This is a genomic window from Rheinheimera pacifica (genome assembly GCF_024809855.1).
Lineage (GTDB): Bacteria > Pseudomonadota > Gammaproteobacteria > Enterobacterales > Alteromonadaceae > Alishewanella > Alishewanella pacifica_A.
On the sequence record NZ_JANUEM010000011.1, the window covers coordinates 17231 to 33530 of the forward strand.

Here is a 16300-nt window from a genome sequence, read left to right on the forward strand (position 1 = left end):
CTGTTTCAGGTAGCCGGGGTCAACAAAGCCTGACCGGCCACAACGGTGCGCAGCTAAGAGTTTTATCCCTACCCATTAATTACTCTTCAATCATTACTGCTTTTTTCGAAACTGTGCTGCTTTATAACGATTGCCGCAGGTTGCCATGCTGCACCAGCGGCGTTTGTGCGCTTTGGTACGATCATAAAACCAGAGAATACAGTCTGGATGCTCACACTGTTTAACAAGGGAAGCGCTGCCCTCTGCCAGTAATTGTGCAACGGCCTCAGCAACAGGCCCGAGCATAGCTCCGGCAGGTTCACTCCGTGAAATACGGGTTATCAGCAGCTTGCCATCACTATCTTGCTGAAGATGCGGTGCACTGACATAGGTATGCAAATACAGGTTTAACTCACTGATATCCGACCTATTCTGCTGTTTAAAGCTACTAATCACCTGATGGGCCAGTGCTCTTAGCGCCTTGGCCTGCTTAAGTAATTCACCCGCTGCCAACAGGTTTCTGCCGGTAACAGGGACAATACCATGCAACTGCAGCCATCTGAGCACATCGGCATCACTATTCCAGTAATCAATCACTTTATCGCCGCTGCGCGCTTCGGTATTAAGCAAGTCCATTGCCAGATGATCCCCCACCATCGGAGCCTCTGTCAGCTTGTGGTTTTTCGATATTTCATTAACCGGCATAAGTAACCTCTAAAAATTTATTTGACAGGTTACCATCGCTCAGCCAAACTGACAACAAGTAACCAGTTAAACATAATTTAAATGGTTACAAAGTTAATTTGAGGATACTATCTTAAGGAGTCACCATGAACACGAAGAAAATACTGCTGGCTGTTTCAACCCTAACTGCCGCACTTAACAGTTACAGCGCAGAAAACCCTGTGCAGGTTCATTACCACAACGCAGATATTGACGGAGTTAATATCTTTTACCGCGAAGCGGGCTCGCCCCAGGCACCAACAGTGCTGCTTTTGCATGGTTTTGCGGCCTCGTCATATATGTTCAGAGAGCTGATACCCCAATTGGCTGAAAAATATCACGTTATCGCCCCGGATCTGCCTGGCTTTGGCCAAACTACGGTTAACCCCGGCATTAAATTTAATTACACTTTTGATAACCTGGCTGCAGTTATTGATGCTTTCACCATTGCCAAACAGATTAACAGTTATGCGGTATATGTATTTGATTATGGTGCCCCGGTTGGCTGGCGCCTGGCGGTAAAAAATCCGCAAAAGATCACTGCCATCGTGACTCAGAACGGCAATGGCTACGAAGAAGGCTTAAGTGCTGGCTGGGCAGATATGCGTAAAGCCTGGGCAGAGCCTACCGCTGAAAATCGTGAAGCATTACGCCGCTTTAACACCGCAGACATGATCAAATGGCAATACACTGAAGGCGTTAAGGATACTGCATTAATTGCACCTGAAACTTATCAGTTGGCTTATGCTGCTATAGAGCGTATTGGCGTTGAAGTGCAGATGGATTTACTACTCGACTATGGCCAGAATATCAGGCAGTACCCTTTACTGCATGAATACTTCCGCCGTTACCAGCCACCAACACTGGCAATTTGGGGTGAAAACGATCCTTTCTTTATCCCGGCGGGCGCTAACGCCTTTAAACGCGACAACCCCAAGGCTGAAGTACGGTTTCTCGACACCGGTCACTTAGCTATTGAAACGCACGGCCATGAAATAGCAGCCGCCATGCTGGAGTTTTTCGAACGCAGTATCAAACCCTAAACCAGGCCAACACAGCAGCGGGCTTTAACAGCAGGATACTGCCGGGGCACACATGCCCCGGCCTACCGTTGCTGCTACCGACGACGAAAGATCATGCCGCCATGATGTAAGGTGTTTTCGTCAACAAACACACCATCAGCGGTAAACCCGGTGTCATCCCAATAATCAATCTGGTTGCCTTTTACCTCATAACGCCCCTGATAAGCACTCTCGCGGGTGCCACGGGCTTCATCATAGCGGCCATTCGCAAGCAGCTCATGGCGGATACGCCCGTCACTGGTTACCCACATGCCCACATAGGGGTGCTGCTTGTTAACTTGTGTATCGTCTTGTTTATCAAGCACAATACGATTAATAACAGCGTCATACTGGGTTAAATCCAAAAAAGCGATAACTTCAGTTGCGCGTAACTCCTGCATACGGAAAATCCAGACAAAGCTGTTGTTGTAAGGCCCCCCGTCAACAGCAACCCCTGCTCCATCCCAATAAACCACAACGTCATTACCATCGGCCCAGATATCGTTAACTGTTGGTTTAACGAACGAAGAAAGACGCGCCGCGAAGGGTGCTACGGCCTGCTCAATAAAAACCTCGCGACCCCGGTAAGTACCCGCTGCCGGGCTGGTGCCTTTGATGGTCCACACTACGTCGGGTAACAACACATCCTGAAAAAATGTCCCACCGCCTGCAGCCCACTGCTGAAATGCCTGCGCGATAAATTGTTTATTGCGTTCAGTTGTTTCAGTATCTGGCCTGGCTAAGGCAAAATCACTGTTTGCCAAAGCCAAAACCAGTGCTGCAGTGGTCATAAAATGCCTTGCTATCGTCATCTCGGTTACTCCCCTTTCTGAATATGCTTGTGTTCAGGCCATAATTTGGCTCAGAAAGAATAGAGTGCGATAGCATAAAAATCTTAAGTGATTGCCTGATTGTCCGGGCTGGGTTTACTGCCGCAGCGCTAATTGCCGCGCGCTTTGCAGGCTACCCCGCCTGAACAGCAACACCATAATAAGCCCGACAATCGCCGTGCCGGCACCCGCCAAAGGCACTGAGCTTAAGCTAAAGCCGGTATTAATCATTGCTGCGCCAAGCATGGCACCTAAGGCATTTCCAAGATTAAAGGCGCCGATATTCATGGCTGAAGCTAAACTGGGCGCCTCTTTCGCTTCTTGCACAACTAAAGACTGCAATGGCGGCACCAGCGCAAAACTGGCGATTCCCCATAAAAAGATTAACGGCGCTACCACCATCTTCGATGATACGGTTACAGCAAACAGCACCAGTAATAGCGCTACCGCTATTAGCGAAAACACCAGGGTTAAATCCAGCGAGCGGTCAGCAAAGCGGCCGCCAAGATAGTTACCTACAGATAACCCCACGCCATACAGCACCAGCATCGTAGTAACAAAAAGGGTTGAAGCCTGGGTTTCATCCTGCAAAATGGGCACTATATAGGTAAACACAGTAAACATAGCGCTTGAACTGACCACGGTTAATAACAACGCAATTAACACCGGTCCTTTAGTGAGTACCCGTAGCTCATCGCGTACCTTTGCTTTGCGCTCATTAACCAGTGGCGGTAACGACATCCGTAACGCCAGCATGGTAACAACACCAATCGCCGCCATGGCATAAAACGCTGGCCGCCAGCCAATCACCTCACCCACGTAAGCCGCCAGCGGTACACCGCCTATGGTGGCTAAGGTTAGGCCGGAAAACATTGCCGCCACAGCACCGGCACGTTTTTCCGGCGGTACCACACTCATGGCAACAATAGCGCCTACACCAAAAAAAGCACCGTGATTAAACGAGGTAATAATGCGCCCAAGCAACAATACGTTGTAACTCTCGGCCACGGCAGAGATCAGATTACCTGCGGTGAAAATTGCCATCGATAACAACAGTAAGTTACGCCGCCCCATATTGGCGAACACTAAGGTCATTAAAGGTGCGCCAACCAGCACACCAAAAGCATAAGCGCTGATTAACATACCGGCGCTGGGAATAGAAACCGCTAAATCATTAGCGATAACAGGTAACATGCCCATTGGCGCAAACTCGGTTACACCAATACCGAAGGCGCCAAGCGCGAGTGCAAGCAAAGGAATATTGATTTTCATATAAACTCTGGTTAATTTGTGACGGACGAGAATATAACTGATAGCAAACTGCTGAAAAAGTAGCGCAGGAGATATTCAGCTTTGCATTGGAATCACAAATGAATCAGATAAAAACCGATAAAACGGCAGAAATGGAAACGTTTTTAAGCGTAGCCTGCACCGGTAGTTTAAGTGCAGCAGCCCGTGAACTGGAACTGACGCCATCAGCGGTTAGCCGCATCATGACCCGGCTTGAAAAGCGCCTTGGCGTAAGACTTATTGTCCGCAGCACGCGCAGCCTGCGCTTAACCAGCGAGGGTGAGTCTTATGCACTGGCCGCCCGGCGGATTTTAAAAGACTTAGACGATACTGAAACGGCTATTGCCAACCGTGGCAGCCCAAGTGGCAATATCAGGGTAAGTACGGCCACAGCGCACAGCCGCCTGACCATAGTGCCGTTAATAAAAGAGTTTCTGGTGCGCTATCCTGATATCACTATCGAGATAGATGTATCAGATCAAGTCCGTGATGTCAGTGCCGGCCATGTCGATGTGGCTATCCGCTTTGGGCAGTTGGCTGATAACGGCCTGCATGCCAGACGCCTGGGCGAAACCGGCCGGGTTGTGGTGGCATCACCAGCCTATCTGGCAAGCGCAGGCGTACCTCAAACACCTGCCGATTTAGCGCAACATAATTGCTTAGATTTTAGCTTCCGCCGTTTAGAACCGGGCTGGCCGTTTCGTGAAAATGGCCGGGATTTTATCCTTGCCATCACCGGTAACGTGCTTGCCAACAATGGCGAAACGCTGGTAGAACTGGCACTGCAAGGTGTGGGCATTACCAGAGTAGGCAGTTTTCATGTGCAGCAAGCACTGGCAAGCGGCCAACTGGTGCCGCTACTGGAACAATATAACCCACAAGACCGCGAAGCCATCCATGCGGTGTTTATCGGTGGTAAAAACACCCCGGCAAGAATACGGGTATTTGTTGATTATCTGGTAGAAAAAATGCAGAAAAAGAGCCAGTAGCAACCGCCTTATACAAAGAGGAACCACATGCACAAGTTAAGATGGATAACAGCGTTAGCTGTACTGTTAAGTACAGCCTGGGGTTGCCTGGCATTGTGGTTTCAACAATCCCAGAAGTTTAGCACTTTGGGTTTGGTAGTACTGGCCGCCTGGTGCCTGCTGGGCGCTATTATGGTTGTTACCCTGCTATGGCGTTATCCAGAGTGCTACTACCGCAGTTTACTTGGCGCTTATATGCTGTCGGCCGCACTGTTATTGATCTGGTGGCACAATATTACCCCGTCGCACAACCGGAATTGGGCCGATGATGTTGCTTATTTACTGCATTCTGAAATACAAGGCAGACAGGTTACGCTACACAATGTACGCAACTTCGACTGGCGCAGCGAAACGGACTACACCGCACGCTGGGAAACCCGCAGTTACGACTTAAACCTGCTGGTGTCTGCCGATTTGGTTCTCTCCTACTGGATGGGGCCACATATTGCCCATACACTGGTTTCATTCGGTTTTGCCGACGGCCAGCAACTGGTATTTTCGCTGGAGATACGTAAAGAACGCCATGAGTCGTTCTCTGCTATCGGTGGTTTTTTCCGCCAGTTTGAGCAGGTAATTATCGCCGCAGATGAGCGTGACATCATCCGTACCCGCAGTAATGCACGTAATGAAGACGTTTACCTGTATCGACTGATCATGACCCCAGAGCAACTACGCACGCTGTTTCTGGGTTATTTAGAGGCTGCTGAAGCACTGCGCACCACACCTGCTTTCTATAACACCTTAACCAGTAACTGCACAACGATAGTATTTGATTTAGCCCGCCATATCGCGCCAACAATCCCCCTGGATTACCGGTTGGTGTTATCGGGCCACTTTGCCGAATATGCTTACGATTTAGGCGCATTAACACCTGAATATAGCTATATGCAATTGCAAGAACTGGGGCACATAAATGCCCGAGCCCGAAACAGCGATACCAGTGATCAACACGACTTTTCCCGCATAATCCGCCAGGGAGTGCCAGGGGCGTCTGTTGAAGACACCCCATAAGTGCAGGCTAGAATTTTATACATCAGCGCTTATTTCAATAGCTGACGGGCAGTTAAAAACTATTTTGGCAATGGCTTTACCAGCGACAGCTGGTAAACATCATGCCGCCTGTCTTTCATGGTATGCACACTGCCATGGCTGTGCAGCTCTTTTAGTAAGTCGATATTTACATCTACTATCAGCAGCATTTCTGAGTTAGGTGTGGCTTCAGCCTTGATGCCGGTGGTAGGAAACGCAAAATCTGACGGGGTAAACAAGGCCGATTGCGCATACTGAATATCCATATTATTTACCCGTGCCAGGTTACCAACAGCACCGGCGATGGCAACATAACATTCGTTTTCTATCGCCCGCGCCATAGCACAGTGGCGCACCCTGGTGTAGCCGTTTTGCGTATCGGTTAAAAACGGCACAAACAAAATATTCATGCCCTGATCGGATAACAACCGGGCGTATTCCGGAAACTCTACATCGTAGCAAATCATAATGCCGATTTTGCCGCAGTCGGTATCAAATACCTCAACCTTATTGCCGCCGGTCATCGCCCAGTTGCGCTTTTCTGCCGGGGTAACATGTACTTTGTCGTACTGCTCCCAGGTGCCGTCACGGCGACATAAAAAGCCACTGTTATATAGCTTGCCTTCCACCAGATACGGCATACTGCCGGTAATAATATTGATATTGTAAGCAATGGCGAATTCAATAAACTTATCGCGGATAGCTTCAGTATATTTTGCCAGTTGGCGAATACTTTCGGTTACGCTTAAATGGTTGTAGTGCGCCATTAAAGGTGCAGCGAACAGTTCGGGGAACAAAATAAAATCGCTTTTGTAATCCGATACCGCATCAACAAAAAATTCCATATGCTCAAATAGCTGTTCAATACCGGCCATACTGCGCATTTGCCACTGCACTAATCCCAGGCGTACTTCGGCCTTGGGAGCATTAATCAGTTTTACTGATTTGGCGTAGTAGATATTGGCCCACTCCAGCAAAGTGGCATATTCCTGCGATTCGATATCACCGCGCAAATAGCCTTTTAGCAACTTGCGCACGTGAAAACCATTAGCAAGCTGAAAACTCAGTACCGGGTCGTGTATTTCTTTGCCTTTAACCTTGTCAATATATTGCTTGGCGCTGAGTGTGCCAGCATGCTGGTTATAAGTGGGCATACGGCCACCGGCCATAATGGCACGTAAATTCAGGTTTTCGCACAGCTCTTTGCGGGCATCGTACAAACGGCGCGCCAAACGCAAACCGCGATAATCCGGGTGAATAAACACCTCTATGCCATACAGCACATCGCCGTTAGGATCATGGTTTTTAAAAGAGAAACCGGTAACAATTTGCTCGTAGGTGTGCTCGTCACTAAATTTGCTGTAATCGATAATAAGCGAAAAGGCACAGCCAACTACTTTGCCGTCAACACATACACAAAGCTGGCCATCAGGGAATTTAGTCAGCAGTGTATCTACCACCGGCTCTGTCCAGCTAAGTAAAGGGCCTGCCTGATAAACCTGCTCGGACGCTTCACGCAGCTCTGTCATATCCTCACGGGTCAGGTGGCGCACTTCAACATGATTCGCTTCCATAATGTCTCCTGCAGTAAATGAGTAATAACCCAAGGTTACCACATCATTCACAATGCGCAGCATTATTGCCAAGTAGCGACCAGGCCAATAATAATCAGGCGATGCTAGTGAGCAACCAACAGCCGGCGACGACACATGACGTTGACGTATTATTGCTGCTGGCACTGCACGGTTTGGCGAAACTCATGTGGTGTGTAACCTACCAGCGTTTTAAAAGACCGGGTGAAAGGACCAACCGAAGCAAAACCACTTTCCAGGCCAATCACCACTACCGGCCAATGTCCTTTATCGGGATCTGACAGCAGTGTTTTTGCATGCTCAATGCGTAACGTATTAATAAACTGATTAAAATTGCTGGCATGAAACTGAGATCTGAGCAATCTGCTAATGCGATATTCCGGTACATCCAACAATTTCGCCAGATCGGTTAGCCGTAAATTAGCCTGTAAAAACAGCTGCTGCTGAAATAGCAACTGGCGGATATTGTCACAAAGCTGACTATCCGCCTGCGTTAACGCCGTTGCCAAAGATTCAGTCTGTGCTGGCTCAAGCCGGGTTTGTGTTGAGGCCTCTGCAGTACGTTGTGACTGCGTCCAAAGTGGCTTATTAAAGCGGCAGTAAATAAGCCATTGTGTCACCACCAATATGGTTAAAGCCGCCACAGCGCCAAGTAAATCCTGCTGTAACGCCGCCCCGTCGGCTGGCAGCCATATTTTTGCGATAACACCACAAATTGCTATGGCGCCACCATAGGTCGCCAGAAACAACTGTCGATGCCAGCGTTCAGCACCGCGTGTCTGGCTATAACCCCGGCATCCTTCCCACAGCGTAAGCATTAAAATGGCGGAAGACAGCAAGATTAGCAGCTCTTTACAAACAACACGGGCCGATGCCAGCAGTGTTTGGCTTTCCGGCCAGAATTGTTGCAGCAACTGCATGGCTTGTAAGCTCACCATTAATAAGGCAATCGCCGCAGCCACCAGAATATGCTGTAGTAAAATAGCCCGGCCTTGCCTAAATAACGCCCGGGCGACCAGCCAACCGCCGTTGCATGTCATGCATGCGCCCATCGCCAAAAAATACTGATAAAAGCCAAAGCCGTCGCCACCAAGGCGTTTAATCGCCGTAATCGCCATAGAACCACAGAATGCAGCAAACAGCAGATGCACCACCTTTTTTTGCTGCACGAACAGTTGGCTGCACAACAAGCCAAAGCTGACAATCAGCAACACAATATGAATAGTCTGGTACACCCTGCCTCTCCCACAAGCCCCAACGCTTAATGCTAACAGCTGGCTGAAGTTAACGTCAAAGTGCAATTTTCTTTTATTGCTGATTGCTGTGTTACAAAAAGTAAGCGCCTATAAAAGCCTTATTCAGAATATAAAACCATGCGCCGAATTTGAAATTTGGCGCGATAACGGCCGTTTTGACAGGCAGGATGGCAGTGTTTCAAAGGAGCGAGCAGCCAGAACATCTGAAATGAAAATATACAGTGACCATTTCGATGATATATAGCAACCAGTGCCGGAAATATGCCCACAAAAATACAAGGATACACAATGACCGAGATTACAATTGACGCCAACACGTCTATGCAGCAGAAGCGCAAACCAGACTGGCTTACCCTCTCTGCAAAAACCTGGTTTATCGTCACAGCTATAGGCCAGTGGCTGTTCGTGGCGTATATCCTGGGCTATTACGGCCTGCGGTTTGCCACAGATGGCGTCGGAGGCTTTGCAGGAACCCAACTGGCAAATGGCTTTATCGCCGGAGACGGCATTGGCAATACCTCACTGGCAATTCATATTCTGGTGGCAGGCCTGATTATTGCTGCCGGCCAAATTCAGCTGGTGCCGGCGATCCGTAATACGCTGCCTCTACTGCACCGTTGCAGCGGCTGGTTCTTTATGGTGGCATCAGTGATTGTCAGTATCGCTGGATTCTACTTGACCTGGTCGCGGGAACGGGTCATCGGTTCACTGATCCAGGATATTGGTGTCACCGGCAGCGGCGTGCTGGTAATGCTTTTTGTGCCCATAGCACTTTACTACGCAATCAAACGCAATTTTGCCGCGCACCGGCGCTGGGCACTGCGGCTGTTTATGGTAGTCAGCGCAGTGTGGTTTCTTCGGCTGATGGTATTTGGCTGGTTTATGGCTACCGGCGGCATCGGCATCGACGGTAAAACCTTCACCGGTCCCTTCCTCGAAGTGGTGTCCTTTGCCCAGTATTTACTGCCGCTAGCAGTGCTGGAACTGTATTTTTGGGCTAGCAAGCCTAAAAACAAACGATACCAGAGTGCCGTCGCCAGCCTCATCTTTGTGTTTTGCGCCGCGATGGCAATAGGCATATTTGCGATCAGCAGTGTTTCATGGCTCCCCAAAATCGGTGCATAGCACAACTACAGGTTAAATAAATAGAGGGGGTTGTTTTGTGCTTACTTACTTGCATATTTTGACAGGCACGGTCGCACTAATTTGGTGCTGTGTTTAACGACCTATTGGCTTATACGGGTAAGTATTTGGAGCTTAAAAAGACGCGCCTAATAACCGGGGATCTCCAGCAAAACGAATGGGTAAAAGCCAGATCACTGTAGTGCCAAATTAAGCGCGATACCGCCAAGTAATACGGCGGTGGTGCCATCAAACAACCGCCAACGTTTGGCCGAGTTAAGCCAGATTTTCAGTCTGGGCGCCATTGCCGTTAATGAAGAAAACCACACTAATCATGCGATACAGGCACCAGCCATAAACCATAGCGGTGCGGCTTGCTGGTTGGCCACACCGCCAATTAAAAATACCGAAACCCTTGAGGGTCTTGATTTTTGCCATGCCTTACCACTAAAAAATAAATAACTGAGTTAAACTTAAATCAGCTGTCACATTTACCGAAAAATCACACTTGGTCAAGCATTTAAATGGCATGTGCTTAGATAGCTGGATAACGCTGGGTTGTGTTGATGGTTAAGCAGAGTGGTCCTTGGCGGTGTATTGAAGAGTTGCTAGTTTGCTGGCTGCAACATAAAAGCCCGTGGTTACTGTTCATCGCTTATGATGTGCAGTATTGGCACCTACTCGCCTGCTTCGCGGTAAAAGATGCGACATGGTGACAGTACAACATTGTGCAATTAGCCCGTTTGGCATTACGTTACGCAGAGCAACTGACCATTTCATTTGATCTGAAAATCTTCTGTCAAATTACGCCAGTGCTGCTTTAGCTTACATTTGTGATCGTCATGCATTGGCAGGTTGTTGATGGCCTCTGGCCAAAGGCTTCTGGCTTTTGTCATAGCATCATCCAGATGAGGTTTAATGGCTCGCCATGGGATCCCGGCGCGGTCAGTCCACAACTGAAAGTTTGCCAGCGAAACGTCGTACCATTGTTTGGTTTTGCCTAAATTAAGTGCGAAATGCCTTTCGCCGTCAATATATACACTGGTTGTAACGATGTCGTAAGCCGGTGACAGCCGTGGCGTGACTTGATCAGCATAGAGCAAGCTCCAATTTTTCAGGTGCGCATCGCCGTTGGCAAGCAGGATATTAACCAACAGCCGTCTGGCAAATTGTTGCGCGTCAGCCAGACCGTCTCCCGAAAAATCATAGATAATCTTGCCAATTTGCTCATAGTTTGCCGATTGATATTTTTCATGCGGATACTTCACTAATACCTGAGCAAAATCTTCCATGTGAATACGGATATTATCGTTGCGATCAAACCGTTTTATCGCAAAGGCCAGCTTTTCATCAGGCAGATTTATCGGCGGAAGGTTATCCAGTTTACTCAGTTCAACCAGCTTGATGTCGGGAATGTCGATACCAATGAGTGCCGCAAGTGTCATTGCAGTGTACTCGTTCAGCGGTACATCTTTATGTTTGGTCGACGGTGTTTTGATTATCCAGTCTCCCAACACATCACCTTTGGCCAGGTTGTAGCGTCCATCCTTTTCCTTCATGGAAAACTTCATCTGCACACCCGCCAACGAAAACTTGTTCTCTGCGGCTGTTTTGTTAAATTTAATGGCTCTGGCGTTGCGGTGTGCGCTTAGCACAGTGTCAGGCACGTCTTCTGGTTCCATAGGCTCAGCTACCAGAGCGCCGGGCAAATCCGCGCCCAAATAGGAAAGAATATGGAATTCGTTGTCGGCATGCACTTTAAGACCTTGTGCTATTAACTCCCTTAACGCACCTTCCGGCAGCAGATTGGATAGTATAGGGTGCAACCTTTGGTTTCTTGACCAGGGTTCAGCCATTAATTTTTCAGCTCTGGGAAACGCCGGGTGAGTTATCAGACTAAAGGTAGGGCGATTAGGATCCTGCTTAAATTCCCCGGCAAAGCTCAGGACATTCTTACCACTTTGAAATCCGGCCAGGTAGCCTACTAACCTGTTATGCAAGGTTAACTTTAAAACACTTATTTCGTCCGCGAGGTCACTACTCATTGGTCATCTCCCAATAAGTCCTGCCATGGGTCATCGGCCAGACTTTTCTGCGCTTTTTCAGTTGTGGATTTAGCGGATTGTTGCAGTAAGGGCTCTTGTTCCAGTAGCGCGACTACTGCACTGAGTTTTTCTTTCGGGATCAGCAGCAACTCGCTGTTTAACCCCTGCGCTATCAACTCAAGAGTGTTCAATCTGGGGTTGCCCTTGGCTTCAAGGCGCTGGTACTGCTGACGTGATACGCCGACACGCAGCAGCATATCGTTCTGTTTTAAACCCAGTGTCAGCCGGCGCTGTTTTATTTGTTGCAGAATAGAGGCCATATTAGTAGTCACATATATTGCTTTTTCATCACAAAGAAACATATTAGTTTCCTATAAAGAAAAAAGCAATAAATGCGTTTCCTTACTATGTTGAACTTTATAAAACAGATAAAGGGACCGTTAAAATTGGTCAGCAGAACTGCACTGAGCTACTGCAGCGCCAAATTAAGCGCTATACCACTTAGCAATAAGGCGATGGCACCATCAAACAACTGCCAGCGTTTGGCCGAGTTTAGCCAGATTTTAAGCTTTGGTGCCATTGCCGTTAATGAAGAAAACCACACTAATGATGCGATACAGGCGCCAGCCATAAACCATAGCGGTGCGGCTTGCTGATTCGCCACGCCGCCGATTAAAAACACCGTGTCTAAATACACATGTGGGTTTAATAAGGTAATAGCCAAAGCGGTTAACGCAGTTTTGCTGTTGCTCACCACCTGGGTAGCGCTATCGGTTTGTAGGCCTTTGCCGCCAGCCCGGGCCCGGCTGGCCGCTTGCCAGGCCAGCCATAACAATAAGGCCACACCCAGCCAGGTAAGCAACGGCACCAGCGGTGGCACCCATAACTGCATTTGCTGTACGGCAAATACCCCCAACCCGATCAGCAGGCAGTCGCAGACAATACACACCGTAGCAATAACCAGCCGGTTGGCTCCGGCCATGCTTTGGCTTAAAAGCCCAGATATTTTGCGCGCCAATGGCGACAATTAAACTTAAGCCAACACCAAACCCCAGTAAAAACGTCATGCTGCTTACCCTGTGCAGAAAAATCTGCTGCAGAACATACCTTTTCACACTACTATTAATCCAACGAATTATTTTTTACATAAATGAATTAAATTAATGATTGATTATCGCTTATTACAGGCACTATCCGCCGTGGTGGAGCAAGGTGGTTTTGAGCGTGCAGCAAAACTGCTGTGTCTGACCCAGTCGGCGGTCAGCCACCGTATTAAACAGCTTGAAGCACTTGCCGGCCAGCCGGTATTGCTGCGCACTGCCCCGCCGGTTGCTACACCCGCCGGGCAGCGGCTGCTAAATCACTTACAACAGGTACGACAAATGGAAGCGGCACTGGGGCTGGAAACGACCAGTGTTACTACCGTAAGACTGGCGGTAAATGCCGACTCGCTGGCGACCTGGCTACCACAGGCCCTGGTGCTGCCAGATTACCCGCAGCTGTGCTTTGATTTTGTAGTGGAGGATCAGTCGGTTGGTTTAAAACGGATGAAACAGGGCGATGTGATGGCTTGTGTATGTGCCAGCAGCCAGCCGGTAAATGGCGCTAAGGTGCAGGCGTTGGGTGCCCTGCGTTACCGTGCTGTGGCCAGCCCGGATTTTATCCGTCGCTACCGCTTAGCGCAGGATCTGCTGACACAACTGCCGCAGGCACCTTGTCTGATGTTTAATCAGGATGATCAACTGCAACATCAATACCTTTTGGACATTTGCGGCCAGACTCCGCAAAAAACGCATTTATGCCCCTCATCAGAAGGTTTTTTACGCGCCACCCTGGCCGGGCTGGGTTTTGGCTTACTGCCGGAATTACAGATGCAGCCTTATCTGGAAACTAACCAGTTGGTTGATTTAACACCGGATTATCATCTGGACACCCCGCTGTACTGGCATTACTGGCAAAGCGAAAGCCCCTTGATGGCACAATTGCGCCAGCAAATTACCGCCACAGCACGGCAACAACTGCATAGTGGCGGTTAAAAAGACATCAGGGTGCTAAGACTAAGCTCTGGCTAAAGCTTGATATTGCCGGGTGGTCATTGCCCGGCTGTCGTCTGGCGCAGCTCTGTTACCAGTTGATAGCCAATGCCCCAGTTGTCGGTACTCACCTCTTCTATTAACACAAAGGTAGTAGCCGGATTTTTCCCCAACACATCCACCAGCAGTTGGGTGGTGCCTTGTACCAGCTTGCGTTTTTGTTCGGTGGTTACGCCTTCATCAGTTATTTTGATATTTACATACGGCATATTCTGCTCCTAATTAGGGTTGATAAAAGGATTGTCGGCATATTGCTTCACCATAATACGCCAGTGCCCCTGTTCTTTTAGCAAGCCCAGATAGTCAATATATTGCCGGCCCAACAACGGACAAGATACTTTTGCCATCGCCTGCTCACCTGAACATTCAACTGATAAAACTTTATAGGCAAAGGTATGTCCCAATTGTGCCGGTGTTGGCCGGTTGGCTACCAGTTCCAGCCACTGCTGCTTGCTACGGCGTACTCCTGGTGCGTATAAGTGCGCTTCATCATCGAAAATACGATTTAGCAATGTAGTATCAGCGCGATGCAAGCCATCAAAGTATTGCCAGAGCAACGCGGTAATAGCCTGTAAGTCACTGTCTTGTTCAGTAGCCATCATATTGCTGCCTGCTGCTCTGCCGCTACAGCAGCCTGATAGCCAGGCAAGGCGCTAATGCGGTTTATCATGGCCTGACTGCGGGGGCCTATATGAATGACAACAGAGAAAAACCGCCCCCAACCGGCATACACCGTCAACAGAATATCGGCAACGGAGTATTGTTGCCCGCCAAGATAAGGCTGTGTTTGTAGTCTGTTTTCTATTAGTTGCCATAGCTTGCTGATGTGCTCAGCTGCAACCTGCAATGCCTGTTGTTTAACGGCGCTGTCTGCCAGTTGGTTGCTAAGGAAAAACAGTTTGCTGTACGCAGGGTGCACTGTAGCATTGGCAAACATCAGATTTTCAATCGCCTGCTGACGTACCGAAGCTTCTGCCGGTAGTAAATCGTTGGCGTGCTTATCCAGCAAATACAACATAATAGCCGCGCCTTCTGTCAGCACAGCACCATCAATGTCTAAAGCCGGTACCGCACCTACAGCATTAATTTGTTGATAATCTGCCACACTGGCCTTGTTGATCAGTTCAAACGGCAGGCCCAATTCGCGCAACACCACCTGAACCGCTAACGAACAGGCACCAGGAGAAAAATACAATTTATACATAATGAATTCCTATTATTAAGTAGCCCAAAGCATGGGAGCAAGGTCACTATAGCGCTGCCAATTAGATTGATATATAGATACAATTGAACATGTTTATTTCCACTCTGGAAACAATATGGATAAATTAAGAGCCATGCAGCTATTTGTACGGGTGGCTGAGCTGGGTAGTTTTAGTCAGGTTGCTGAGCAATATGGTTGCAGCAAGTCAATGCTAAGTAAGCAGATCACTGCACTGGAAGCTGAACTTGGCACCAGGCTGCTACAACGTTCTACCCGCAGGCTACAACTAACACAAACAGGGAGCGACTACTTGCAGCGTTGCCGTGAGATCCTGCGTCAGATTGAAGACAGCGAAGCCCGTATTCAACAGCAGCAGCAAATACCGCAGGGCAAACTTAGAATTAATGCGGCTATGGCACTGGGGCTGACAGCACTTGCACCGGCTTTTGCCGAATTTATGCGCCGCTACCCGCAAATTGAACTGGATATACAGCTAAGCGACGAAGCTCAGGATCTGTTGCAACACAACTTTGATTTGGGGTTACGGGTGGCCAGCCAGGCATTTGACTCGTCCTATGTCAGCCAAACAATTACCCATTTCAGCTATAGCATTTGTGCCTCGCCGCAGTATTTGCGCCAGCATGGTGCTATTAACCGCCCGGAAGATCTCATTGATCATCAGTGTTTTGAATATAGTTATTTTCGCCATAAACATATCTGGCCGGTCGGTAACGTCGATGTGTCGATCAGTGGCCAGCTCAAAGCCAATAATTCGGTATTTTTGCTGCAAATGGTCAAGCAAGGTATGGGAGTAGGTTTTATACCACGCTTTATCAGCCATCAGGCGCTGCTAAATGGCGAAGTAGTTGAAGTACTGCCCAACGAACAAAAACCGAAGATGACCTTGCATGCGTTGTATCCGGTACGGCAATTTACCCCGCCCCGTTTAAGAGTGTTAATTGAATTTTTGCAAAAGTGGTTTAACAGGCATCCGTATCTTTAACAAGAATAATCACCAGCAGGCCGACGACACTGCATCGCTGACAAT

The 16300-nt window shown here is 48.6% G+C and carries 18 protein-coding genes; 7 read left to right on the forward strand and 11 right to left on the reverse strand.

Going from position 1 to position 16300, the window contains the following annotated elements:
• Positions 1–93 precede the first annotated feature (93 nt).
• Positions 94–684 carry a CGNR zinc finger domain-containing protein gene (locus tag M2404_RS13965; RefSeq protein ID WP_259240363.1) on the reverse strand — a complete coding sequence of 197 codons (591 nt, stop codon included), beginning with the start codon at positions 682–684 and terminating at the stop codon, positions 94–96.
• Between the two features lie 125 nt (positions 685–809).
• Here M2404_RS13965 and M2404_RS13970 point away from each other — a divergent pair, with 125 nt between their 5' ends.
• A complete protein-coding gene (locus M2404_RS13970) occupies positions 810–1745 on the forward strand; it encodes an alpha/beta fold hydrolase (RefSeq protein ID WP_259240364.1) in 936 nt (311 codons plus the stop codon).
• Between the two features lie 74 nt (positions 1746–1819).
• Here the strand turns inward: M2404_RS13970 and M2404_RS13975 are convergent, their stop codons facing one another.
• Together M2404_RS13975 and M2404_RS13980 are read right to left on the reverse strand one after the other, a co-directional pair.
• Positions 1820–2575, reverse strand: a complete 756-nt coding sequence (locus M2404_RS13975; RefSeq protein WP_259240365.1) for an Atu4866 domain-containing protein — start codon at positions 2573–2575, stop codon at positions 1820–1822.
• Between the two features lie 114 nt (positions 2576–2689).
• A complete protein-coding gene (locus M2404_RS13980) occupies positions 2690–3865 on the reverse strand; it encodes an MFS transporter (protein WP_259240366.1) in 1176 nt (391 codons plus the stop codon).
• Between the two features lie 98 nt (positions 3866–3963).
• Here M2404_RS13980 and M2404_RS13985 point away from each other — a divergent pair, with 98 nt between their 5' ends.
• On the forward strand, positions 3964–4872 hold the full coding sequence (locus M2404_RS13985; protein ID WP_259240367.1) for a LysR family transcriptional regulator: 909 nt from the start codon (positions 3964–3966) through the stop codon (positions 4870–4872).
• A gap of 27 nt (positions 4873–4899) precedes the next feature.
• Positions 4900–5922, forward strand: coding sequence for an Lnb N-terminal periplasmic domain-containing protein (locus M2404_RS13990; protein ID WP_259240368.1), 1023 nt, complete (start codon positions 4900–4902; stop codon positions 5920–5922).
• Between the two features lie 59 nt (positions 5923–5981).
• On the opposite strand, the gene M2404_RS13995 is transcribed toward M2404_RS13990, so the two are convergent.
• Both M2404_RS13995 and M2404_RS14000 read right to left on the reverse strand, forming a co-directional pair.
• Positions 5982–7514 carry a bifunctional GNAT family N-acetyltransferase/carbon-nitrogen hydrolase family protein gene (locus M2404_RS13995; RefSeq protein WP_259240369.1) on the reverse strand — a complete coding sequence of 511 codons (1533 nt, stop codon included), beginning with the start codon at positions 7512–7514 and terminating at the stop codon, positions 5982–5984.
• Positions 7515–7663: 149 nt separating this feature from the next.
• Positions 7664–8767, reverse strand: coding sequence for a helix-turn-helix transcriptional regulator (locus M2404_RS14000; protein ID WP_259240370.1), 1104 nt, complete (start codon positions 8765–8767; stop codon positions 7664–7666).
• 309 nt (positions 8768–9076) lie between these two features.
• On the opposite strand from M2404_RS14000, the gene M2404_RS14005 reads away from it, so the two are divergent.
• Both M2404_RS14005 and M2404_RS14010 read left to right on the forward strand, forming a co-directional pair.
• On the forward strand, positions 9077–9913 hold the full coding sequence (locus tag M2404_RS14005; protein ID WP_259240371.1) for a DUF2306 domain-containing protein: 837 nt from the start codon (positions 9077–9079) through the stop codon (positions 9911–9913).
• Between the two features lie 240 nt (positions 9914–10153).
• Positions 10154–10372 carry a hypothetical protein gene (locus M2404_RS14010; RefSeq protein ID WP_259240372.1) on the forward strand — a complete coding sequence of 73 codons (219 nt, stop codon included), beginning with the start codon at positions 10154–10156 and terminating at the stop codon, positions 10370–10372.
• 314 nt (positions 10373–10686) lie between these two features.
• Here the strand turns inward: M2404_RS14010 and M2404_RS14015 are convergent, their stop codons facing one another.
• The 3 genes from M2404_RS14015 to M2404_RS14025 all read right to left on the reverse strand — a co-directional run bounded on the left by M2404_RS14015 (position 10687) and on the right by M2404_RS14025 (position 12937).
• Positions 10687–11955 carry a type II toxin-antitoxin system HipA family toxin gene (locus M2404_RS14015; protein WP_259240373.1) on the reverse strand — a complete coding sequence of 423 codons (1269 nt, stop codon included), beginning with the start codon at positions 11953–11955 and terminating at the stop codon, positions 10687–10689.
• A complete protein-coding gene (locus tag M2404_RS14020; protein ID WP_259240374.1) occupies positions 11952–12287 on the reverse strand; it encodes a helix-turn-helix domain-containing protein in 336 nt (111 codons plus the stop codon). Before M2404_RS14020 ends, M2404_RS14015 begins: the two co-directional genes overlap by 4 nt.
• 137 nt (positions 12288–12424) lie before the next feature.
• Complete coding sequence (locus M2404_RS14025; protein ID WP_259240375.1) at positions 12425–12937, reverse strand: LysE/ArgO family amino acid transporter; 513 nt, start codon at positions 12935–12937, stop codon at positions 12425–12427.
• A gap of 181 nt (positions 12938–13118) precedes the next feature.
• Between M2404_RS14025 and M2404_RS14030 the strand changes: the two genes are divergently transcribed.
• On the forward strand, positions 13119–13991 hold the full coding sequence (locus tag M2404_RS14030) for a LysR family transcriptional regulator ArgP (protein WP_259240376.1): 873 nt from the start codon (positions 13119–13121) through the stop codon (positions 13989–13991).
• Between the two features lie 56 nt (positions 13992–14047).
• Here M2404_RS14030 and M2404_RS14035 read toward each other — a convergent pair whose 3' ends face one another.
• Genes M2404_RS14035 through M2404_RS14045 form a run of 3 tightly spaced genes read right to left on the reverse strand, consistent with a single transcriptional unit; the run spans position 14048 to position 15252 of the window.
• Complete coding sequence (locus M2404_RS14035) at positions 14048–14257, reverse strand: 4-oxalocrotonate tautomerase family protein (protein WP_259240377.1); 210 nt, start codon at positions 14255–14257, stop codon at positions 14048–14050.
• 9 nt (positions 14258–14266) lie between these two features.
• Complete coding sequence (locus M2404_RS14040) at positions 14267–14650, reverse strand: nuclear transport factor 2 family protein (protein WP_259240378.1); 384 nt, start codon at positions 14648–14650, stop codon at positions 14267–14269.
• Positions 14647–15252 (reverse strand): glutathione S-transferase family protein, encoded by a 606-nt coding sequence (locus tag M2404_RS14045; RefSeq protein ID WP_259240379.1) that lies wholly within the window; start codon positions 15250–15252, stop codon positions 14647–14649. The genes M2404_RS14040 and M2404_RS14045 overlap by 4 nt, the downstream gene beginning before the upstream one ends.
• Positions 15253–15367: 115 nt before the next feature.
• Between M2404_RS14045 and M2404_RS14050 the strand changes: the two genes are divergently transcribed.
• Positions 15368–16255, forward strand: a complete 888-nt coding sequence (locus M2404_RS14050; RefSeq protein ID WP_259240380.1) for a LysR family transcriptional regulator — start codon at positions 15368–15370, stop codon at positions 16253–16255.
• The last annotated feature ends 45 nt before the right edge of the window (positions 16256–16300 follow it).